Source organism: uncultured Parabacteroides sp. (genome assembly GCF_947855115.1).
In the GTDB taxonomy this organism is placed as follows: domain Bacteria; phylum Bacteroidota; class Bacteroidia; order Bacteroidales; family Tannerellaceae; genus Parabacteroides.
Window position 1 is genome coordinate 16,984 of the sequence record NZ_CANTZW010000037.1, and the last position, 22,844, is coordinate 39,827.

The 22,844-nt window shown below is 43.1% G+C and carries 20 protein-coding genes and 1 tRNA gene; 9 read left to right on the forward strand and 12 right to left on the reverse strand.

The annotated features are described in order from the left end of the window. Window positions 1–12: 12 nt before the first annotated feature. From folD to panC, 7 genes are all read right to left on the reverse strand, one after another. Window positions 13–909, reverse strand: coding sequence for a bifunctional methylenetetrahydrofolate dehydrogenase/methenyltetrahydrofolate cyclohydrolase FolD (gene folD / locus Q0110_RS16655; RefSeq protein WP_297909029.1), 897 nt, complete (start codon window positions 907–909; stop codon window positions 13–15). Window positions 910–932: 23 nt separating this feature from the next. Continuing rightward, entirely contained in the window at window positions 933–2,270 is a 1,338-nt protein-coding gene (gene ffh / locus Q0110_RS16660; protein ID WP_297909032.1) for a signal recognition particle protein, read from the reverse strand. Between the two features lie 102 nt (window positions 2,271–2,372). Continuing rightward, window positions 2,373–4,283, reverse strand: coding sequence for a heavy metal translocating P-type ATPase (locus Q0110_RS16665; protein ID WP_297909035.1), 1,911 nt, complete (start codon window positions 4,281–4,283; stop codon window positions 2,373–2,375). Window positions 4,284–4,363: 80 nt separating this feature from the next. Beyond that, window positions 4,364–4,801 carry a transcriptional repressor gene (locus Q0110_RS16670; RefSeq protein WP_297909038.1) on the reverse strand — a complete coding sequence of 146 codons (438 nt, stop codon included), beginning with the start codon at window positions 4,799–4,801 and terminating at the stop codon, window positions 4,364–4,366. Window positions 4,802–4,943: 142 nt separating this feature from the next. Further along, window positions 4,944–6,266 carry an MATE family efflux transporter gene (locus tag Q0110_RS16675; RefSeq protein WP_297909041.1) on the reverse strand — a complete coding sequence of 441 codons (1,323 nt, stop codon included), beginning with the start codon at window positions 6,264–6,266 and terminating at the stop codon, window positions 4,944–4,946. Window positions 6,267–6,367: 101 nt separating this feature from the next. Next, entirely contained in the window at window positions 6,368–6,718 is a 351-nt protein-coding gene (panD, locus tag Q0110_RS16680; RefSeq protein WP_297909044.1) for an aspartate 1-decarboxylase, read from the reverse strand. Window positions 6,719–6,730: 12 nt separating this feature from the next. Further along, window positions 6,731–7,570, reverse strand: a complete 840-nt coding sequence (panC, locus tag Q0110_RS16685; protein ID WP_297909047.1) for a pantoate--beta-alanine ligase — start codon at window positions 7,568–7,570, stop codon at window positions 6,731–6,733. 100 nt (window positions 7,571–7,670) lie between these two features. Between panC and Q0110_RS16690 the strand changes: the two genes are divergently transcribed. Beyond that, a complete protein-coding gene (locus tag Q0110_RS16690) occupies window positions 7,671–8,495 on the forward strand; it encodes a glycogen/starch synthase (RefSeq protein WP_297909050.1) in 825 nt (274 codons plus the stop codon). An 11-nt stretch (window positions 8,496–8,506) separates the two neighbouring features. Next, a complete protein-coding gene (locus Q0110_RS16695) occupies window positions 8,507–9,883 on the forward strand; it encodes a DUF4270 domain-containing protein (RefSeq protein WP_297909053.1) in 1,377 nt (458 codons plus the stop codon). A gap of 194 nt (window positions 9,884–10,077) precedes the next feature. On the opposite strand, the gene Q0110_RS16700 is transcribed toward Q0110_RS16695, so the two are convergent. The 3 genes from Q0110_RS16700 to Q0110_RS16710 are packed head-to-tail and all read right to left on the reverse strand — an operon-like array spanning window position 10,078 to window position 14,623. Next, on the reverse strand, window positions 10,078–11,370 hold the full coding sequence (locus Q0110_RS16700) for a glycoside hydrolase family 57 protein (protein ID WP_297909056.1): 1,293 nt from the start codon (window positions 11,368–11,370) through the stop codon (window positions 10,078–10,080). A gap of 35 nt (window positions 11,371–11,405) precedes the next feature. Further along, on the reverse strand, window positions 11,406–12,674 hold the full coding sequence (locus Q0110_RS16705; RefSeq protein ID WP_297909060.1) for a glycosyltransferase: 1,269 nt from the start codon (window positions 12,672–12,674) through the stop codon (window positions 11,406–11,408). 14 nt (window positions 12,675–12,688) lie between these two features. Then, window positions 12,689–14,623 carry a glycogen debranching enzyme N-terminal domain-containing protein gene (locus Q0110_RS16710; RefSeq protein WP_297909063.1) on the reverse strand — a complete coding sequence of 645 codons (1,935 nt, stop codon included), beginning with the start codon at window positions 14,621–14,623 and terminating at the stop codon, window positions 12,689–12,691. 406 nt (window positions 14,624–15,029) lie between these two features. On the opposite strand from Q0110_RS16710, the gene Q0110_RS16715 reads away from it, so the two are divergent. The 4 genes from Q0110_RS16715 (at window position 15,030) to Q0110_RS16730 (ending at window position 19,851) form a co-directional block, all read left to right on the forward strand. Further along, window positions 15,030–17,129: a M3 family metallopeptidase gene (locus tag Q0110_RS16715; RefSeq protein ID WP_297909065.1), complete on the forward strand. Its 2,100-nt coding sequence runs from the start codon at window positions 15,030–15,032 to the stop codon at window positions 17,127–17,129. Between the two features lie 80 nt (window positions 17,130–17,209). Then, entirely contained in the window at window positions 17,210–17,644 is a 435-nt protein-coding gene (locus Q0110_RS16720; protein ID WP_297909067.1) for a dCMP deaminase family protein, read from the forward strand. Between the two features lie 13 nt (window positions 17,645–17,657). Further along, window positions 17,658–19,391, forward strand: a complete 1,734-nt coding sequence (locus Q0110_RS16725) for a S41 family peptidase (protein ID WP_297909070.1) — start codon at window positions 17,658–17,660, stop codon at window positions 19,389–19,391. Next, the gene (locus Q0110_RS16730; RefSeq protein WP_297909092.1) at window positions 19,336–19,851 is read left to right on the forward strand and encodes a 5-formyltetrahydrofolate cyclo-ligase; all 516 of its coding nucleotides are present in this window, start codon (window positions 19,336–19,338) and stop codon (window positions 19,849–19,851) included. The genes Q0110_RS16725 and Q0110_RS16730 overlap by 56 nt, the downstream gene beginning before the upstream one ends. On the opposite strand, the gene Q0110_RS16735 is transcribed toward Q0110_RS16730, so the two are convergent. Together Q0110_RS16735 and recF are read right to left on the reverse strand one after the other, a co-directional pair. Further along, window positions 19,848–20,141, reverse strand: a complete 294-nt coding sequence (locus Q0110_RS16735; protein WP_297909073.1) for a DUF721 domain-containing protein — start codon at window positions 20,139–20,141, stop codon at window positions 19,848–19,850. The two genes, Q0110_RS16730 and Q0110_RS16735, sit on opposite strands and share 4 nt — an antisense overlap. A 2-nt stretch (window positions 20,142–20,143) precedes the next feature. Beyond that, window positions 20,144–21,241, reverse strand: coding sequence for a DNA replication and repair protein RecF (gene recF / locus Q0110_RS16740; protein ID WP_297909076.1), 1,098 nt, complete (start codon window positions 21,239–21,241; stop codon window positions 20,144–20,146). 148 nt (window positions 21,242–21,389) lie between these two features. Here recF and Q0110_RS16745 point away from each other — a divergent pair, with 148 nt between their 5' ends. The 3 genes from Q0110_RS16745 to Q0110_RS16755 all read left to right on the forward strand — a co-directional run bounded on the left by Q0110_RS16745 (window position 21,390) and on the right by Q0110_RS16755 (window position 22,769). Then, window positions 21,390–22,073, forward strand: coding sequence for a tetratricopeptide repeat protein (locus Q0110_RS16745; protein WP_297909079.1), 684 nt, complete (start codon window positions 21,390–21,392; stop codon window positions 22,071–22,073). A gap of 76 nt (window positions 22,074–22,149) precedes the next feature. After that, the gene (gene ribH / locus Q0110_RS16750; protein ID WP_008774114.1) at window positions 22,150–22,632 is read left to right on the forward strand and encodes a 6,7-dimethyl-8-ribityllumazine synthase; all 483 of its coding nucleotides are present in this window, start codon (window positions 22,150–22,152) and stop codon (window positions 22,630–22,632) included. A 54-nt stretch (window positions 22,633–22,686) separates the two neighbouring features. Next, window positions 22,687–22,769: transfer RNA gene (locus tag Q0110_RS16755), tRNA-Tyr, on the forward strand. The last annotated feature ends 75 nt before the right edge of the window (window positions 22,770–22,844 follow it).

Here is a 22,844-nt window from a genome sequence, read left to right on the forward strand (position 1 = left end):
TTATAGATTCGCTTACTTATAGATCGCTTTCTTTCCCGCTAACAAGGTATTACGCATCAAGGAAATAATCGTCATCGGTCCCACTCCACCCGGTACCGGGGTGATATAGGAGCATTTAGGAGCGACCTCACTAAACAAGACATCTCCCGTCAACTTAAATCCGCTCTTAGTCTGGCTGCTCGGTACGCGAGTAGTTCCCACATCAACGATCACAGCGCCCTCTTTCACCATATCCCCTTTCAAGAATTCAGGAACGCCCAAAGCCACGATAATAATATCGGCAGACAGGCACATCTCTTTCAAGTTCTTGGAACGACTATGGCATACGGTCACGGTACAATCACCCGGATAAGCTTTCTGCATCATCAAGGTGGCCATCGGCTTACCGACAATGTTACTACGTCCTAAGACAACACAATGTTTTCCTTGCGTCTCGATATTATAACGCTTCAATAACTCCAGGATACCGGCAGGTGTAGCCGATACGAAACAAGGCAAACCGATAGACATACGTCCTACGTTGATCGGATGAAAGCCATCCACGTCCTTGCGATAATCGATCGCCTCGATCACCTTCTGCTCGGATATATGTTTCGGAAGCGGAAGCTGCACGATAAAACCGTCCACATCCGGATCATTATTCAATTCATCGACCTTACGAAGTAGCTCCACCTCCGTAACATCCTCCTCAAAGCGAATCAAGGTAGACTTAAAACCAATCTCCTGGCAAGTTTTAACTTTACTAGCCACATAAGTCTCGCTACCTCCGTCGTGCCCCACCAAAATAGCAGCCAAGTGAGGAATCTTACCACCGGCAGCCTTAATCCGGGCTACCTCCTCGGCCATCTCCTTCTTCATCTGGGCGGAAACGGCCTTACCATCCAATAATTGATAATGTTGTTCTTCCATATTTATTGATTATCTCCTGTTAGTTAACGTCTGAACGAGGGCTTTATCGAAGGCAATTTCATCTTACCCGACTTAGCGGAAGTAAGCATTCGCATCATCTTACGGGTCTCATCAAACTGCTTAATCAGCTTATTCACTTCCTGGATACTCGTTCCACTACCTTTAGCGATACGCTGGCGGCGAGAGCCATTCAAGATAGCAGGATTACTACGCTCGTCTGGAGTCATCGAATAAATGATCGCTTCGATACTCTTGAAGGCATTATCATCGATATCCACATTTTTCAAGGCTTTTCCTACTCCCGGGATCATGGAAGCCAGTTCCTTCAAGTTACCCATTTTCTTGATCTGTTGGATCTGGGAGATAAAATCGTTAAAGTCGAACTGGTTCTTAGCGATCTTTTTTTGCAAGCGTTTCGCCTCTTCCTCGTCATATTGCTCTTGGGCACGCTCTACCAAAGACACGATATCACCCATACCCAAGATCCGGTCTGCCATACGCTCGGGATGGAATATATCCAAGGCATCCATTTTCTCACCCGTACCGACAAACTTAATCGGCTTATCTACAACGGTACGGATCGATAAAGCGGCACCACCGCGGGTATCACCATCCAACTTCGTAAGTACGACACCATCGAAATTCAACCGCTCGTTAAATTCCTTGGCGGTATTCACGGCATCCTGTCCGGTCATGGCATCTACAACGAACAAAGTCTCATCCGGTTGGATAGCGTCTTTGATAGCAGCGATCTCATTCATCATCTGCTCATCGATAGCCAAACGACCCGCGGTATCCACGATCACGACATCATTACCTTTCGCCCGTGCCTCACGAATGGCGTTCATGGCAATCTCCACCGGATTCTTATTCTCCAACTCCATGTATACGGGAACACCGACTTGCTCTCCGACAATACGTAATTGCTCGATAGCGGCCGGACGATATACGTCGCAAGCGGCCAATAGCGGTTTCTTGCTTTTCTTGGTCTTTAATAAATTCGCCAGTTTACCCGTGAAAGTAGTCTTACCCGAACCTTGCAAACCAGACATCAATATAACAGCAGGATTACCCCGCAAATTCACATCGATCGCCGTACCTCCCATCAGGCTGGCCAACTCATCGTGAACGATCTTGACCATCAATTGGCTAGGTTTAACCGATGTAAGCACATTTTGTCCTAAAGCCTTCTCCTTTACCGTGTCTGTAAAACTCTTGGCAACTTTATAATTGACATCAGCATCCAACAATGCCTTGCGTACATCTTTCAATGTTTCCGCCACATTGATCTCGGTAATCTTACCTTCGCCTTTCAATAATTTAAACGACCTGTCTAACCTCTCGCTTAAGTTCTCAAACATAATTCGTATGTATATTTATATTATTTTCTATATGGATTGGGGGACAAAGGTACGAAAAAGAGACGAGTATGCGATAGAAGCTATCTCGAATTTCTTCACTTCTCAACGTTTTAGTATACGGACCGAATTCAGAACCGCCAACAAGGATACGCCGACATCCGCGAAAACCGCTCCCCAAAGCGTGGCAAAACCAAAGGCTCCCGCAACAAGAACCATCACCTTTACGCCAATAGATCCCACGATATTCTGGCGAACGATCTTCCGGGTAGCACGTCCGATAGAGATGGCTTCCGCTACCTTGGAGGGCTGGTCCGTTTGGATAACCACATCCGCGCTCTCAATGGCCGCATCCGATCCTAACCCGCCCATCGCGATACCTACATCACTCAAAGCCAGTACCGGCGCATCGTTCATCCCATCGCCCACAAAAGCAACCGACTTATCCGGCTCTGCCGTTAATCGCTCTATATAAGCGGCTTTATCCTCCGGCAGTAAATTACCATAGGCTTTATCGATACCCAGACGTTTAGCGAAGCGATCCACAATCTCTTGCTTATCCCCGGATAACAAACAGATATCTTTGACGGCCAGTTCCTTTAACCGACGGATCGCATCCGCGGCATCTTCCTTCAAGGTATCCGAAAGGAGAACATGCCCCGCATATCTCCCATCAACCGCACAAACCACCACGGTAGATACACTATCGGATAATTCCTTCGGAACCGGTATACCGCGTTCTATCAATAAACGGATATTACCGGCAAGAACCGGCCGACCGTTCACGGTAGCCTCGGCACCATGACCCGCCAGTTCTCGCATGTCGGTGATCTCCATAGGCACGCAATCTTGTTTTTCCGCATAACGAACCACCGCTTGCGCTACCGGATGGGTACTTTTACGCTCTACAGATAACAAAATACTCAAAAGATCGGCAACCGGGATTCCCGGGCTTTCTACCGTCGTGACCTCAAAGCGTCCGGTAGTCAATGTACCGGTTTTATCGAACGCTACCGTATTTACCCGAGTGATCGCATCTAGGTAATTACCGCCCTTAAATAATATCCCGGCACGAGAAGCGGCACCTATACCACCGAAATACCCGAGCGGAACGCTTATAACCAAGGCACAAGGACAGGAGATAACCAAGAATACCAATCCCCGATACAACCAATCTGAGAAAACATACTGGAAAGAAGGCGTCAGCATCCCTACCAACGCGGGAACCGACACGATGAGAAACGACAGAAGAATTACGATCGGGGTATAAATCCGAGCGAAACGCCGGATAAACAATTCCGCCGGGGCCTTCCGCTCCGAGGCATCTTTTACTAAAGCTAAAATACGGGCCAAGGCGCTTTGCTCGTATGGCCGATTCACTTGTAGGCGTACCGCCTGGCCATATACGATCATTCCGGCAAGCACCTCCCCACCCTCACGGACAGAACGAGGCATACTTTCCCCGGTTAAAGCCGAAGTATCAAACTGCGCCTCGGTCTCCAACAAAATGCCATCCAACGGTACGCGTCCACCGGGCTTCACCTCAATTCGCTCGCCTACTTTCACATCCTTCGGAGATACATTCACATACGTACCCGCCCGCCATACATCCGTTCGTTCCGGCCGGACATCCAATAAGTCACTGATATTCTTCGAGGCCTTATTCACCGCTAGAAGTTGCAACCGCTCTCCTAGCGTATAAAAAAGCATCACGGCCACGGCCTCGGGATACTCCCCAATACAAAACGCCCCGATCGAGGCGATCGCCATCAACGAGAATTCACTAAAAAAGTCTTTCCGCAACGCCGCTTCCCAAGCCTCTCGAATAACAGGAAGCCCCACCGGTAAAAAAGCGACCAAAAACCAAACAGCCTCTATCCAAGACCTCGCAAACCAACTTATCTCCGAGTACTTCCCAATAAGTCCTATCACCAAGCAAACGAAAGAAACCACCGGCATCCATAAGCCGGAACTCTCGTGCGAATGACAATGTCCGCATCCACATGTCGTACCCATAATCTTATTTATTTTAATTATTTACTTCTTGATTACGGTACAAAAATAGGAGAAGGAAGTTGCAACTCGATTGCAAACTATCAAGGCTTCAGGGAACGTCGCTTATTACATAACGGGCAAACACCTTTTACTGTATAATTAATGGTATCCATTATATATCCTTCCGGCAATTGGGCGACCGGGATCTTGATATTATTCAAGCAAGAGGTTTTACGGCATACCTCGCAGAAAAAATGAATGTGCCTGTCGCCCACCGGACACGTCTCCGAACGGCTTTGGCATATCTCATATTTTATAGAGCCACTACCATCTTCGAAAGAATGAATCGCATGGTGTTCCAATAACAAGGCTAATGAGCGGGAAATGGTCGATTTATCCAACGTCTCCAACTCAGCCTCTAATTCGAACAAGGAAGCCGGGCTGGTTCGCTCCGATAATTTTTGCAAGACAAGAATTCGCGCGGCAGTAGGCCGTACTCCTTTTCCTACCAACATATCTTCACATTGCTTCGTGGACATAAGCTACCTTTCTTATCTTTGATTCGAATACAAAGATACAATTAATATCCTAAAACCGGTTCAAAAAAACACGTACGTCTTTTTTGAAAAACATGTACATGAATTCCGAAAAACATGTACGTGTTTTTTCTTTTTCATATACTTATATTCTCTTATTTTGCCAAGAGGCTTTCTTTAAATAGATTACGCTAGCGATGAGCAACCCGGTATAGTAAATAGCCTCCGTCAAGAAACATACGGCTACCGGCAAACGTAAACGCATCCCCGCGACATATACAAAAAGTACATATAGAACCAATACCGCCGCTTCCATAAAAAGCGCCGAACGTGTATTTCCCGTACCCGACACTCCGTTGAACGCTACATTAGCGACCGATCCGATCAACAAGGAACCAACGATCACGTAAACGGATGGAATCGAGGCTGCCACCAATGAAGCGTCATTCGTATAAACAGAGACGGCCCATCCCGGCATCAAACTGACAATAGCGGCAAATACGACCATGATACCCAATGATAACTTACAGATCTTCCGGATAGTAGGTATAACTTGGCCGATCGCCCCCGCTCCGATACTGTTGCTCACGAACGTATTCGTCGTGGTCGCCAAGGAATTGACGGGAATCAACATCACGACGTAAATACTACGCACGATATTCGCTACCGCCAACTCCCGTTGCCCCAAATGCTCCACAGCGATAAAGAACATGAACCAAGTGGCGATAGACAAGAAATATTGCAGCATCGTGAACACGGAAATATCCAACACCCGCTTCAATAATCCAAAATCGAAAGAACGAATCTGGTTAAGCGCATATTTACGTATATCTACGGTAAGTCTCGTGTAAACCACGAAAAAGAGGATCGACACGGCCTCGGCTATGACAGAGGCGATAGCCGCCCCTTGAATACCCATTTCCGGGAATCCGGCATGTCCGAAAATCAAGAGATAATCCAACACGACATTCGTCATAGCCATCAATACCGCATTCAAGGTCAATACCTTTGTACGGGTAATACCTATAAAAAGCGCCCGGAACATCACATTCACGAAAGAGAAAAAGAAACCAAATACACGCCAATCCAAAAACTCCTCCGTAGCGCTCAAGATTGCGTCTGAGGAAATCAATACACGCATCACATCTCCGGCAAAAAAGCGAGAAAACAAAAACAATACAGCCGCCAACGACAACAAAAAGAAAACTCCTTGTATCATGACAGGACCTATCTGATCATAGCGTCCCTCCCCATTTCTCCGGCCAATCACGATCTGCGATCCCGTACTAAAACCGAAAGCAATCGTAAAAGCGCTAATATAATAAAGCCCTCCCATAGCGGAAGCTCCCAACTCAACCTCGCCGACCCTGCCTAGAAAAGCCGTATCGGTAACGTTTATCACATTTTGCGCCAACAAACTCAAAAAGATCGGATAGCTAACATTCCATATTTTCCTGTTCGTATACATATTTGCCTATTACCTGAAATTTTATGAAGATAAAAAAAGCCCGCCGCATTCCGACGAGCTTTTCTTAGGATAGAAATCTATACAAAGTCTAGCGTCTGATGCTATATCAACTTATTTGTCGCCGTATCGGGAAACACCACGGCAGGCTTAAATGTTTTCGCCTCCTCGAAATCCATCATGGCATACGACATAACGATAATAATATCTCCCGGCTGGGCCTTGCGAGCAGCCGCTCCATTCAGGCAAACCACTCCTGAACCGCGCTCGCCCTTGATTATATATGTCTCAAAACGTTCTCCGTTATTATTATTCACGATCGAGACCTTCTCGTTCGCGATCAAATTGGCGGCATCTAACAATTCCTCATCAATAGTGATACTACCGATATAATTTAAGTTAGCTTCCGTTACCGTTACCCGGTGAATTTTTGACTTTACTACCTCTATAAACATGTATGACTAAAATTAGTATTTGATATTGTCGATCAAACGTACTTCTCCGCAATACACCGTAATACAACCTACTGGATAATCGGTATCCGTCCAATTCTTGATAGACTCCAATGTATTGCCGTCTACGATCTCATAGTACTCAACTTCCATGACAGGATCGTTGTTTATCGTATTGACAACATAGTCAATAACTTCTTGTACACTTTTTTCGGGCACAAAGGTAGTACTTTCTTTCAACGTACGAGCAATTAACGGAGCTTTTTGACGTTGTTCCGGTGTCAAACGGGTATTCCGGCTACTCAAAGCCAAGCCATCGTCTTCACGGACGATCGGGCAGGCATTGATCGTCACCGGGATATTCAATTGTCTCACCATCGCACGGATTACGGCAATTTGCTGGAAATCTTTCTCGCCGAAATAAGCGTTATCCGGCTCTACGATATAAAACAACTTGCTTACCACCTGCGCCACGCCATTAAAATGCCCCGGACGTTTAGCGCCTTCCATTACCTCCGCTACCGTTCCCAAGTCAAAAATACGGGTATCCGGTTCCGGATACATCTCCTCTACCGAGGGAGCGAATACATAATCACAGCCTGCAGATTCCAATAACGCACAATCAGCCTCCAACGTACGGGGATACGTCTCCAAGTCATGTTTGTCATTAAATTGGGTTGGATTTACAAATACACTGACAACACATACATCATTGTCTTTCACGCAATGTTGTACCAAGCTAAGATGTCCATTATGCAGTGCTCCCATGGTAGGAACAAAGCCAATTTTCTTATTATCTCGCTTTACCTCAGCAAGATAAGCCTTCAAATCTTTAATACTATTTACTATTTTCATCAGATAGATGCTTAATTGACGGTGCAAAGCAACTAAATAATTACCGTAAATAAAAGATTTTTCGTATCTTTGTAGCGTCTTTATAAAACTAGTTTACAGAATGGATGCAAAAAAAATCTTGTTTATAGCCCAAGAAATCACTCCCTACCTTCCCGAATCCGAGATTGCGACAATATGTAGAAATTTGCCGCAAGGAATTCAGGAGCGTGGTCGCGAAATCAGGACATTCATGCCGAAATTCGGAAACATCAACGAGCGCCGCAATCAGTTGCACGAGGTTATCCGTCTGTCTGGCATGAATCTTATTATTGACGACACAGACCATCCTCTGATCATTAAGGTAGCATCCATTCAGTCGGCTCGGATGCAGGTTTACTTTATTGACAACGAGGATTTCTTTCAACGGAAATCTACGGTTTGCGATGAGAACGGGGACGAGTATGAAGATAACGATGATCGTTCGATCTTCTATGTGCGAGGAGTATTGGAAACCGTAAAAAAATTGCGTTGGATTCCCGATGTGATTCATTGTCATGGTTGGATGTCGGCGTTAACAGCTCTTTATATCAAAAGAATGTATGCTGATGATCCATGTTTGCGTAGCGCAAAAGTTGTCTATTCAATCTATAATGATGAGTTCAAGAATCCATTAAGCAAAGATTTCGCGACAAAATTGAAGACGGATGGGGCTAAAGACGCGGACTTGAAGTTGATCAAGACAGATACTAGTTTTGTGGCTCTAACCAAATTAGCGATTGATTTCGCCGATGGTGTAATCCAAGGTAGCGAGACGATCAATCAAGAAGTCCTTGATTACATCTTGGCCCAAAAAGACACTCCATTCCTTCCCTATCAATCACCGGAAACTTATATGGATGAATTCAATAAGTTCTATGACGTGGTATTGGAATCTAACACGAAATAATAAATGTAGTAATGAAAATCAAGCTTTTAATACTTGGACTTGGCCTTGGTGCTAGCATTTTGGCCGGTTGTAATGATGATGTGAGTTCGATAGGAACAAGTATTCAGCCAGGCGATGATACAATTGCGGTATATACGGACACGTTCCGGATACAAGCCACCACGGTGCAATTAGACTCTATTTACGCAAGGTCTACCAGTGCCCAACTAGGTGAACTTTACGATCCTCTGTATGGTAATCTTGTATCGGATTATATGTGCCAATTCTATTGTCCTAATGATTTTCAATTTGCGCATACACCTTATGAGGGAAAAATCGACTCGGTGGATTTCTGCATATATTATAATGGCACTAATAAAAACGGTGTGTGGGTAGGAGACTCTTTGGCACCTATGCGTGCGGAGATCTTTGAAATAACAAGCCCGTTGCAAAAGAATTTTTATACGAACATTGACCCGGCAAAATATTGCAATATGCAAAAGTCGATGGGCGCTCAAGCTTATACAGCTTATAACGCAAGTATATCAGATTCCCTAAGAGACGATGATTACAGTCCGCATATAAGAATTAAAATGCCGACAGAGTTTGGACAAAAACTCTATGACGAGACGATTAAAAACCCGGGAGCATTCAAGAATCAAGAAACTTTCAATGAGTTTTTCCCCGGGCTTTATGTAACAAATACCTTTGGCAGTGGAAACATATTGTCTGTAGCCAGTTCTGTTCTTAGAATATATTACAATCATGCGGTTAAGAGTACCGCAGGAAAAGATTCTCTAATAAAAACGTGGGAAGCTTTCTCCGTCACTAAAGAGGTTATTCAATTAAGCCGTTTCAAAAACACCGATATGAGCCAATTGCTTCAGCCCAATGAAGACTATGCATTCTTTAAGACTCCAGCCGGTGTCTGTACGCGTATCGTTCTTCCTACAAAGGAAATTACTCCGATCATGAAAGAGCGTATCGTGAATAATTTACCATTGGAGCTAAAAGCGATGCCACAAGAAAATTGGCAATACGCATTAAATCCTCCTTCTTATCTATTAATATTGCCGGAAGATTCAATTAAAAGTTTCTTTGAGGGAAATCAAGTTAATAATAATGTAACCTATTTCTTATCGGATGCTTATAATGAGACAACTCGTACTTACACTTTCCCGAATCTTGCCAATTTATTAAAATATCAGATAGAAAAGGATCCGGACAATGATCTGGCGTTGCTTGTTATACCTGTGGACTGGACATATACAACAAATAATAGTTACTATGGCAGTGGCGAGAAAATTACAACAGCCATCACAAATTATCTTGCTCCTTCAGGAGTAAAGATACGAAAGGACGAAGAGGTAATGAAAATAGGCATTACATCATGTAAATACGCTAGGTAAGAAATCTACAAATAAAAACGAAAGAGGCTGTCTAACAAGTTTAGATGGCCTTTTTTCTATTCAAAAAATAAGAGGTTGTTCTTTCTTAAGGTCAGACAGCCCTTTTTCCGTATATACAAAAAAATAACGAGCCCTTAAAAAGGGGCTCGTCACTTTCCAAAATAGTCTAGTCAAATCAATTATTGAAAACGACTTTATTTCTTAGCCGCCTTCTTTTTTAATTTATCTAATTCCTTCTGCAAACTCTCGATTTCTTCTCCTTGATTCTTGATCGTAGAAAGCAGTGAGTTCAATTCTTCATTCTCAATATTTTCCGGGAATTCCGCATTTACACGAACAATAAAGTCCGAAAGGACATTCATATAATTATTAAACGCATCATACGGATTATCATAAGGGCTAAAACCACCCTGCCCCATATGTTTCGTACTCATATAATAGAAATGGTCACTACTTTGCAGATAATACCAATCCTGACGGATACGACGCGTCTGAGACAAACGAACACGCTCTCCGATTTCATTGATCTTACGGAACGCCTCCTGCTGCAATACGTTTCCTAGCCAAGAGCTACAATCCCTTTCCTCATCTACCCAAGAAATCGGATAAGGTACAGATATAGAATCTACCGGCTTAATCAACGTAAACACCTCTGATGGAGTAGAGAAACTGATACCTTTATCCGCAGCGAAACGAGGTAAAGCTTTGAAAAACTCAAAAATACCAGTTGACACAGGATGTAAAGAACCTAATACCTCATAATTCATGAACAAATTGATAATTTGTTCAGACTCCGGAGTATCAGCGATCCATGACATGTATTTATCAGCAGTCAAAGGATACTCATTCCAACTATAATCACTGAAACGACTTGATAAATCCTCGCTGAAGCGATCATTCTTCAGTAATAAGCTTAACTTCGGAGCCACACAAGAAGAATACATATAGTTCGGGCTCTTCCATCCTAAGATATGCTTAGCACCTTCTGTCAACATTCCTTTATAGCCCATCTCGGCAACCATAGCGGAAATATCATCAGAATAGATCAACTCCGTATTACGGAATACTTTCGGCTTAACCCCGAACAACGTCTTGATCTTATCCTCTTGTTTCTTTACTTGATGCTTGAATTCTTCCGGATCCCCCAAGGAAGAAAGGGAATGAGCATACGTCTCCGACAAGAACTCCACATTTCCCGTAGCAGCCAATTCTTTAAAGCTATCGATCACTTCCGGAGTATAAATCTCCATCTGCTCCAACGCCACACCGGAAATAGAGAACGCAACCTTAAACTTACCACCACTCGTCTTGATCATCTCCAAAATAGTCCGATTAGCCGGCAAGTAACATTGTTCAGCTATACGGTGGATAATCTCCTCATTTTGAAAATCATCATAATAGTAATGATCATTACCTATATCGAAGAAACGATATCTTTTTAAACGGAACGGCTGATGTATTTGAAAATAAAAACAGATCGTTTTCATAATATTGTTTGTTTTATTTTTGTCTTGTCGTTAATTTATTTGTTACCTATCACATTGTCATAAATACGACGAACTTTTTGTCCGGCATATTCCCATTTGATATTATCCACTTCTTTCTTACCTTCCTCTTTTAAGAACTCATGCATGGCTGGATAAGTAATAATGGAATACATAGCATCCGCTAACGCCTCAATATCCCAATAATCCACTTTAATCGCATAATCCAGAATTTCGGCACAACCGGATTGCTTAGAAATAATCGACGGTACACCACATTGCATGGCTTCCAACGGAGAGATACCAAAAGGCTCGGAAACCGAAGGCATCACATATACGTCACTAGCCTTCAATACCTCATACACCTGCTTACCCTTCATAAAGCCGGTAAAGTGGAAACGATCTGAAATATTACGAGCGGCAGCTAAACGGATCATCTGATCCATCATATCGCCACTACCAGCCATCACGAAACGTGCGTAAGGAGCCTTCGCTAAAACCTTAGCGGCAGCCTCTACGAAATATTCCGGTCCTTTCTGCATCGTGATACGTCCTAAGAAAGTGATGACCTTATCTTTTACGCCTTTTTTATCAGGGATCGCTAAAATCTCAGAACTTAAAGGTTCTACGGCGTTATGCACAGTCGTTACTTTCGCAGGATCCTGGTGGTATTTCTCAATCACCGTCTGACGCGTTAAGTTACTTACCGTTATGATATGGTCCGCATTATCCATACCATTCTTTTCAATGGCATAGACATCCGGATTCACATTACCACGGCTGCGGTCGTAATCCGTAGCATGAACATGGATCACCAAAGGTTTACCACTCACGTTCTTCGCATGAATACCAGCCGGATAAGTCAACCAATCGTGCGCATGGATGATATCATATTCTTCCGCACGGGCGATCACACCAGCTACGATCGAATAATTATTGATCTCTTCCAAGAGATTATCCGGATAACGTCCAGAGAACTCCAGGCAACCTAAATCATTTACATATCGGTAACTGAAGTCCGCATAAATATGATCCCGGAACTTATAATACTGATCAGCGTTCATACCAGCCTTGGAAACCCGTTGCTGCACATATTCACGATCAACATCCTTCCAGACGATTGGTACTTGGTTGACACCTATTATCTTTAAGAAACTCTGGTCTTCATCCCCCCAGGGCTTCGGTATACAAAAAGTAATATCCATATCGGGTTGTATTGCCATGCCTCGTGTCAAACCGAAACTGGCCGTTCCTAAACCACCCAAGATATGAGGAGGAAATTCCCATCCAAACATTAATGCTTTCATAATGGTACTTAGTTTTATTCGGCGTTATACTTCTTCAACAAATCCACAACCCGGAGGATAGCCGCAACGTTCATCGCAAATGAGACAGCCCCACGTCCGGTAAACGGCGGGTTACCATCAAACAATTCCGGGATCGTTCCGATACAATGCAATGACATCTCTTCCTCCAAGCTTATCAACATACGTTCAGCAAAAGCAACGCCACTCTTTCCGAATACACGTAAATAAGCTTCCAAATATGCGCCTAACAACCATGGCCAAGCGGTACCTTGGTGATAAGCCAAATCCCGTTCATACTGCGGCCCTACATAATAGGGACGATATCCCTCGCTCTTCGGGCTCAAAGAGCGCAATCCCTTCGGGGTAAGCAACTCTTTTGTCACGATATCCACCACGGCACGTTTCTGCATCCTTGTCAACGGAGAGTAAGTCAAGGCCACGGCAAAAATCATATTAGGCCGTACGCTCCAATCCACCGTAGAACCATTCACGGAATCAAACAAATAATTATATCCATTCACGAATGTCTCAGGGAACGATTTATCCATCGACTTGATAATCGGATCAATTCCTTCGATTGGCACTCCCCCCATCAATTCCGTATAGAAACAAAGAGCATTGTACCAAAGAGCGTTAAATTCCACGATATAACCAGAACGAGGCACGACAGGTTTTCCATTGACAGTAGAATTCATCCATGTAATCGCTTTCTCTCTTCCGTTAGCGAAAAGCAAACCATTCTCCATCAACTTCATATCCGGGTGTTTCTGGTCACGTATATAATCGATAATTTCTTTTACGATATCGCCATATAGTTCACGAGCCTTTTCAACCCCCTCGTGTTTAGCGTACTGCTGAATCGCCCAGATCGCCCATAAAAAGACATCCGGATGCTCAATCTCACGGATCACGGCATCGAAACGCCCGTTCTCCATATATGCCCGGATCGCCGGCATAGCCGTATGCATGATTTTCTCAAAACGAACAGGATCATCGATAGACAACGTGCTACCCGGAAGGGCTATGAACAAATCTCTTGCCCGTACCTTAAACCATGGATAACCAGCTAATAGATAAGCGTCGTCCTTCTTGGGACGAAAATAGAATTGTTGCGCAGAATTCTTTAAGCAATTGAAGAAACTAGTACGAGGCGTACGAGCTACCACCTCATTCTCATACAACACTTTTAAACGAGTAGTTGCCACGGCACTATCGCCGGCACTGAAAATAATACTCTCGCCCTTCTTGATAGGGATCTCGAAATATCCGGGAACATATAAATCCTCTTGATAAGGATATCCTCGTTCTTGCTCTTTCGGATACTCGATGCCATTGTACCAATACGGCTCATACACAAATTTAACTTTCTTGTTAAATTGCATATACAGTTCCGGATAACCGGGATACATACATGTCTTGATTCCATTAGTGATTTCCTCATAAGACTGGTTCACGTTACCATTAGCTTGCGTTAAGTTCTTCACGCTACGGAAAGCGAGGAAAGGACGGAAACGTAAGGTCGTAGCGGAATGGGCATCTTCCAACGTGTACTTGATCATGATACGATTCTCATACATGGAAAAAACTTTCTCTTTCGAGAAAATCACGCCTCCTACGCGGTAAAGCGTACGAGGAACTGTCTCAGAGCTATACTCGCGGATATACTTATGCCCCTTAGGGCTGAAATTATTGCCTGCATATTTATGCAACCCTAGATTAAATTCGGCTCCATGTTGAATTACCGTCTCATCAAAAGAGGACAGTAACACATGGTTGTCATCATCAATCGCAGGCACAGGCATAACGAGTAGTCCGTGGTATTTCCTGGTATTACAATCAACAACAGTAGTGCAGTGATAGGCTCCCAAACGGTTGGTTCGAAGCACCTCACGAGTCAACGACTCTTCCAGGTTTATCATTACTGTTTTGTCAAATTTAAGATAACTCATACGTGTATTTGGGTTTTAAGTTACTTTCTTTAATATCAAAATGAAATTATTTTCGTTTCTGAGAATCAAAAGTATTACTTAATAACTAAAAAAACAAACTGTCTTTTATATTTATTTAGAAAAAAAGGATTCCTTCTCCTACGATAAACTTATAGATCAAGACTTTAAAAAGAAAGGTGCTCTAAAGGAGTGTTTTCAAACATATAAAATTTTGTTAAATCAAGTCTATTATCGCCTTTGTCGAACCTTGAAACCAAGGTACAGCCCCCTGAAAACAAACCCCGATTCAACCACAGAATATGTTCTATTTTTCATTTTTAATCAAGTAGAATATAAAAACAGAGGACGACAATGCTCATGTGATTAAAATACCTACCTTTGGAGAAATTTTTAAATGATTTTAGATATGAGAAAGTTCTTATATAATGTGGTAATTTTATTAAGTGCAATTCAAATGACACATGCAGCAAATAACCCTTTCTTCGGGAAATTCAAGACACCGTTCGAAACCCCTCCTTTTGATAAAATCAAGATCGAACATTACGAGCCAGCGTTTGATGAGGGAATCAAACAGATGGAAAAAGAGGTAGAAGAGATCGCCAATAATCCACAACCGGCTACTTTCGAAAACACGGTAGTAGCATTAGAACGTAGTGGTAAATTATTAGAGACCGTTTCTTCCGTTTTTTTTAATGTATTAAGTGCGGAAGCGAATGACGAAATGATGGAAATCTCGCAACGTATTTCCCCTAAACTATCAGAATCATCCAATAACATCTTCTTAAATGAGAAACTATTTGCCCGGGTCAAATCAATCTACGATAAAAAGGACGATTTGAATCTCTCTACCGAAGACGCTAAATTATTGGAAGACCTCTATGAGGCATTTAAAGCGCAAGGAGCCACCTTAAACAAGGAAGAGAAGGAAAAATATCGCAAGTTAAGCATGGATTTAAGTATATTGACTTTGCAATTCGATCAAAATGCGTTGAAAGATAAAAACCGGTTCGAGCTACTGATCACAGACGAAAACGAATTATCCGGTTTACCGGAAAGCGCTCGTGACGCGGCAGCCATGCTAGCTAAAAGTAAAGATAAAAACGGATGGTTATTCAATCTTTCGGCTCCAAGTTACATTCCATTCATGCGTTATTCCGACAAGCGAGATTTACGGGAAAAAATGTATCGCGAGTACATGAGTATAGGAAACAAAGGCGATGAATTCGACAACAAAGATATTATCAAGAAAATCGTGAACATCCGTTTAGAGATCGCTAAGTTAATGGGATTCAAGAACTATGCTGAATATGCGCTAGAACATAAGATGGCTAAAAACTCAGCAAACGTATATAAATTATTGAATCAGCTACTTGAGGCTTATAAACCAGTAGCGATCAATGAATACAATGCGGTAGAAGGATTTGCTTTAGGTACGGAAAAAGAAAATATCACTGTTATGCCTTGGGATTGGAATTATTATTCCGAAAAATTACGGAATATCCGTTTCAAGGTAAATGATGAGATGACTCGTCCCTATTTCGAACTAAGTAATGTAAAGAAAGGCGTATTCGGATTAGCGACCCAACTTTACGGTATTACGTTTAAGGAAAACAAGAAAATCCCGGTTTACCATCCGGAAGTAGACGCTTATGAGGTATATGACGCCGATGGTAAATTCCTTGCGGTCCTCTACACCGACTTTTTTCCTCGTGATGGAAAACAGTCTGGCGCTTGGATGAATAATATCAAGTCTCAATATAAAGATAAGGATGGAAAAGACAGTCGTCCCCAGATCATTATCGTAATGAATTTTACTCGCCCGACTGATACAAAACCCTCTTTATTAAGTTTTGACGAGGTGAATACACTTTTGCATGAGTTCGGCCATTCCTTGCACGGCATGTTCGCCCAAGGAACATATTCCAGCCTTTCAGGAACCAGTGTTTATCAAGATTTCGTAGAGTTACCTTCTCAAATCATGGAGAACTGGTTGACAGAGAAAGAGTTCTTAGATCAAATAGCCGTTCATTACCAGACCGGGGAAAAAATCCCACAAGAAATAATACAGAACTTAGTAGATGCCTCTAATTTCAATGCAGGTTACCTTTGTTGCCGCCAATTAAGCTTTGGCTTGCTAGATATGGCATGGCACACTTTAGAGCAACCTTTCGAGGGTGATGTTACGGCATTTGAGAAAAAAGCTTGGGCTCCAACCGTAATCGTTCCGGAAGTACCGGAAGCCTTGATGGGTACAAACTTCGGACACATCTTCTCCGGAGGATATGCGGCAGGCTACTACGGATACAAATGGGCCGAAGTACTAGACGCTGACGCTTTTTCCGTATTCAAATCGAAAGGAATCTTCAATAAAGAAGTAGCGAAATCTTTCCGTGACAATATCTTATCCCAAGGAGGCACGGAAGATCCCGCTATATTATACAAGCGTTTCCGCGGACAAGAACCTACTATAGATGCCCTATTAATCCGTAACGGTATTAAGAAGTAATAATTTACCGGGCTTATCGCCCGGTAAATCTAAATAATCACTACCTTTGTGTCTGAATTAAAAGACTAAAGAGTAAACAAATGTGCGAGAAAACAGAAAAACAGCACGAATTAGATAAACGTTACCTGCGAATGGCCGCTATCTGGGCCGAGAATTCGTACTGTAAACGACGCCGGGTAGGCGCATTATTAGTAAAAGATAAAATGATCATATCCGACGGGTACAATGGGACACCCGCCGGTTTTGAAAATGTTTGTGAGGACGAGAACAATGTCACCAAACCTTATGTTCTACATGCAGAGGCTAACGCAATCACGAAAGTTGCCGCCTCGTCCAACAGTAGCAAAGGAGCGACAATTTACGTTACCTCCTCCCCCTGCATCGAATGTGCGAAATTAATCATACAATCCGGAATCAAGCGAGTTGTCTATTCCGAGAATTATCGGATGGCAGATGGTTGCGAACTATTGAAGCGTGCCGGCATCATAGTAGATTATATAGATTTGAACGAATAAATAAAATGTTTTTATGGATAAAAACAAAAGACTGACCGTATGGCTCCCAGTCATCATAGCGGCAAGTATCGCTTTAGGCATTTTCATTGGGAACCATTATTTATCTATCAGTCAAGGGAAACGCCGAGCCTATTCCAGTGGTAACAAGATAAATGCCATCTTGGACATCATCGACGAACAATATGTTGATACAGTTAACATGTCCAAATTGGTAGAGAGTACGATCCCGAAAATATTTAGTGAATTAGATCCTCACTCCGTATATATCCCAGCAGAAGATGCCTCCGCTGTGAACGAGGAGCTAGAGGGTTCTTTCAGTGGTATTGGCGTATCATTCAATATGCAGACTGATACAATCCTAGTGATCAGTGTTATCAGTGGGGGACCTGCCGAAAAAGCGGGTTTATTGCCTTTTGACCGGATCATCTCGATCAATGATTCTATTTTCTCCGGAAAGAAAAAGAACCAAAACGAGATCATGAAGACGCTCCGGGGCGCAAAAAACAGTACCGTGAAACTAGGTGTGCAACGAGGAAATTCTCCGGAGTTGCTCTATTTTGACGTAACCCGTGGAGATGTTCCAGTTAACTCGGTCGATGTTTCTTACGAGGCAGCTAAAGGAATAGGTTACATCAAGGTCAGCAAATTCGCCCGGAATACCTACAACGAGTTTATCACAGCGATCGCTAAATTGAAACAAGCGGGCTGTACTTCTTTCGTGATCGACTTACGAGGTAATACCGGTGGATATATGGACGCAGCCATCAATATGATTAACGAATTCATGCCGGAAGGACGTTTGATCGTCTACACGGAAGGCAAGTCGTTCCCTCGCTCCGATGTATACGCAAACGGAACCGGTACTTGTAAAGATGCCCCGATCGTAGTCTTAACCGACGAAATATCGGCTTCTGCCAGTGAGATCTTCTCCGGAGCGATTCAAGATAACGACCGAGGTACGATTATCGGACGAAGAACCTATGGCAAAGGGCTGGTACAAACTCAAATGTCATTGAGCGACGGTTCGGAGATGCGATTAACCATCGCCCGCTATTACACACCGTCCGGTCGCTGTATCCAGAAAAAATACGAGATGGGAAATACAGACGATTACGACCAAGATATCTACAACCGGTATATGCATGGCGAGTTTGACTCGGCCGATAGTATCAAGATGGACGATTCCTTAAAATACCAAACCGTAGGAGGGCGTACCGTATATGGCGGAGGTGGTATCATGCCAGATATTTTTATCCCCCGCGATACAAGTGGCGTTACCTCTTATTACTCAAATGTGGTAAATAGCGGCGTACTTTACTTATATGCTCTTGAATACTCAGACCGCCATCGGGAGAAACTAGGTTCATTCAAGACTTGGGAGGAATTATATAATTATTTGCAACAACAGCCGCTCCTCTCCAACTTCGTGAACTTCGCAGCCACCAAGGGGATCAAAAAGCGTCCTACATTAATTAATATATCTGGCAAGCTAATCGAGAACCAACTGCAAGCGTATATCGTACGGAATTTCTTTGACGAAGCTGGGTTCTATCCTATTTTCCTGAAAGACGATGTCACCTTATTACGTGCGATCAAGATATTGCAGGAGGGAAAATCCGTACCGAACGCAGGACTATTAAAACAATCAGCGAATGGAGACTTACACAGTCAAGCAGGCCCTACGAAAAGGTATGGCCTCTCGAAAGAAAGAATATTCGAGGATTACCTTGTGCGAGCTATCGGATAAGGTCATGGATCGCTTGGAACAGTTAGATCTGTTCCAAGCGGCTTCTTGTACCGCCCTTTATCATGCCATACCGGGAGAAGTACAGACAGCCGGTTTTATTGAAAAATGGTACCGGAAGAAAAAGATCCTGTTACCCTTGATCGTTGGCGAAGACTTGAGATTGCTTCTTTATGAAGGACCGGAATCCTTAAAACCCGGACCATTCGGGATATTAGAACCCAAAGCGGATGGCATAGAAGTTCCCGAGAAAGAAATCGACTTGATCATCGTACCTGGAGTCGCCTTTGACAAAGACAAAAACCGTTTGGGACGAGGAAAAGGATTCTATGACCGTCTTCTTTCCACGCTTCATGCTCCTAAAGTGGGCATATGCTTCGGTTTCCAGATGATCCCACAAGTCCCGGTAGAGCCCTTCGACAAAAAAATGGATTACGTGATAACGGAAAACGCCTGTTTCTAATGGATGATGATATTTGTGATAACCGTAGCCCCAGCGTAATCATTCAAACTCTTCAACAATCGCTCCCGGCAAAGAGTTATCTCGCTACGGAGCACGGAAGAAGTCAAGGAGACATGGAGTACTTTGTCTCGCACATATATATTACGTGTGTATTGCATAATCGTAGGCCCTAACACTTCTCCCCATGCTCGTTGGACACGGATCTCCATCATTTTTTCGTACAATTCGGTATTATCCTCGAAAAAGTCACGAAGAACCTCACCCAATGTCTGCGTATTCCTTCTCTGCATCTTTATTCCTCCATAGGTTGTACCTCGCCACGTTCCACACGGAAAAGAGCATAATCATGATTCATAGCCAGCAATATCTCGTCTAGATATTTTCGGTTCGTATCCGTTATAAAGATCTGCCCGAAGCCATTCTCACTGACCAACTTGATGATCTGCTCCACACGACTAGCATCCAATTTATCGAAAATATCATCCAACAACAAGATCGGGGTAGTCTGCCCTCGTTTACTCAAGAAAGCGAACTGGGCAAGTTTTAAAGCAATCAGATAGGTCTTGTTCTGCCCTTGCGAACCAACCCGACGGATTAGATATCCACCCAACGTCATTTCCAACTCATCCTTGTGGATACCAGAAGAAGTATAACCCAATATACGATCCCGTTCCCTACTCATCGCCAATTTTCCGACAAGATCTGTTTCCTCTAATTGCGAGACATAACGTAATCCTATCTCCTCTGTCGAGCCACAGATCGTCTGGTAATACTCGTTAAAGATCGGGGTAAAATCCTCCACCAACTTTTTCCGCTTTTCGTAAACGATTTGGCCGTACATGCCCAACTGCATCTCTAATACCTCATAAAGAGAAGTATCCATATTTTGATCTTTCAACAAAGTATTCCGCTGAAGCAATACTTTATTATATTGGATAAGCGCATGCAAATAGGATTTGTCTTGCTGAGAGATAATCAAATCCAGAAAACGGCGTCGTTCATCGCTCCCTCCCCGGATCAAATCGGCATCAACCGGGGAAACCATGACCAACGGCAACAATCCGATATGCTCGGACAACTTGTCGTACTCTTTCTTATTCCGCTTGAACTGCTTACGTTGCCCACGTCGCATGGCACAGAAAATCTCCTCCTCACGTCCCTCATAGTCATAGTTTCCTTGTACCACACAGAGTTCTTGATCACTATTTATTATCTGACTATCAGGGGTATTGACATGACTCTTACAAAATGAGAGATAATGAATGGCATCCAGTAAGTTCGTCTTCCCCATCCCGTTATTGCCGAAAAAGCAATTCATCTTGGGCGAGAAAACGACTTCGGACTGAAGTATATTTTTGTAATTGAGAACAGAAAGTTTCTTGAGTATCATCTAAACCGTATTAATCGCACAAAATTAAAAAATATACTTCTAAGTATAGATTATATCAGCAAAAAAAACTACTTTTGCGCTTTGAATCGCCAACCGTATGGTATGGCTTAAAATCAGCGATAAAATTAATAAATAACTATAACACATTATGGCTACTAAAGAAAAGGACACCAACAAGGAGTTAGAAGTAGAAGAGATTGTCTCCAAATCGGAGCAATTTATTGAAAACAATTCAAAGAAGATTATTTACGGTATAATAGCTGTCGCACTCGTTGTTGGAGCTGTTTTGGGAATCAAGCATGGTTATTTAATTCCTCAAGAGAAAAAAGCGGCTGCCGCTATGTTCAAGGGCGAGCAATATTTCGCCAGGGATTCTTTCGCCTTGGCATTAAATGGTAACGGAGCGGACTATGAAGGTTTCGAAGCCATCATTGATCAATATGGAAGTACGGACGCCGGAAACTTAGCTAAGGCTTACGCTGGTATCTGCTACTATAAGATGGGTGATACGCAGAAAGCAATCGACTTGTTGAAATCTTTCAGTGGAAAAGACCAAATGGTATCTCCCGCGATTACGGGATTAATCGGAGATTGTTACGTGAACATGGGTAACACGAAAGAAGGTATCAGCTATTTCGAGAAAGCAGCCAAAGAAGCCGACAACGAGGTAATCAGCCCGATCTACCTGAAAAAAGCTGGTATCGCTTACGAGAATCTGAAAGAGTACGACAAGGCTGTAAAAGCCTATACTACTATCAAGGATAAGTATTATACTTCCATGGAGGCATCTGATATAGACAAGTATATCACCCGTGCTTCGGCAGGAAAATAAATAAACAGTATATTATATAGTATAACAGAGGATGTCTCGGTCAAACAAGGCATCCTCTTCTTTTAAAGAGACAAGTATGGCTACAGCTTATCAGAATTTATCCGAGTACGACTTCAACAGCGTACCTGATGCTTCAGAGATGAATATCGGCATCGTAGTTGCGGAATGGAACAAGAACATTACCGAGAAGTTATTGGAAGGTGCTTGCAACACGCTTGAAAAGCACGGGGTAAAACCGGAGAACATCGTGGTTAAACGGGTTCCGGGTAGTTTTGAACTTACTTTTGGGGCTAAAAGATTGGCCGAGACAAAAGAATTAGATGCCGTGATCGTTCTGGGATGTGTCGTAAGGGGTGACACGCCACATTTTGATTATGTTTGCTCAGGCGTTACGCAAGGCATCACAGAATTAAATTTAATGTACGATATCCCATTCATTTTCGGGCTGTTAACTACAGATACCATGCAGCAATCCGAAGATCGTGCGGGAGGTAGATATGGCAATAAAGGGGATGAGGCAGCAGTTACCGCAATAAAAATGGTGAATTTTTCTGCCTAAACACTTGCAAGTTCCAAAATAAATCGTACCTTTGCACTGCAATTAAGAACAAGGGGGCAGTTACCAGAGTGGCCAAATGGGGCTGACTGTAACTCAGCTGGCTTTCGCCTTCGGTGGTTCGAATCCATCACTGCCCACCTTTTTTAAATTGTAACATATTGCGGAAGTAGCTCAGTTGATAGAGCATTAGCCTTCCAAGCTGAGGGTCGCGG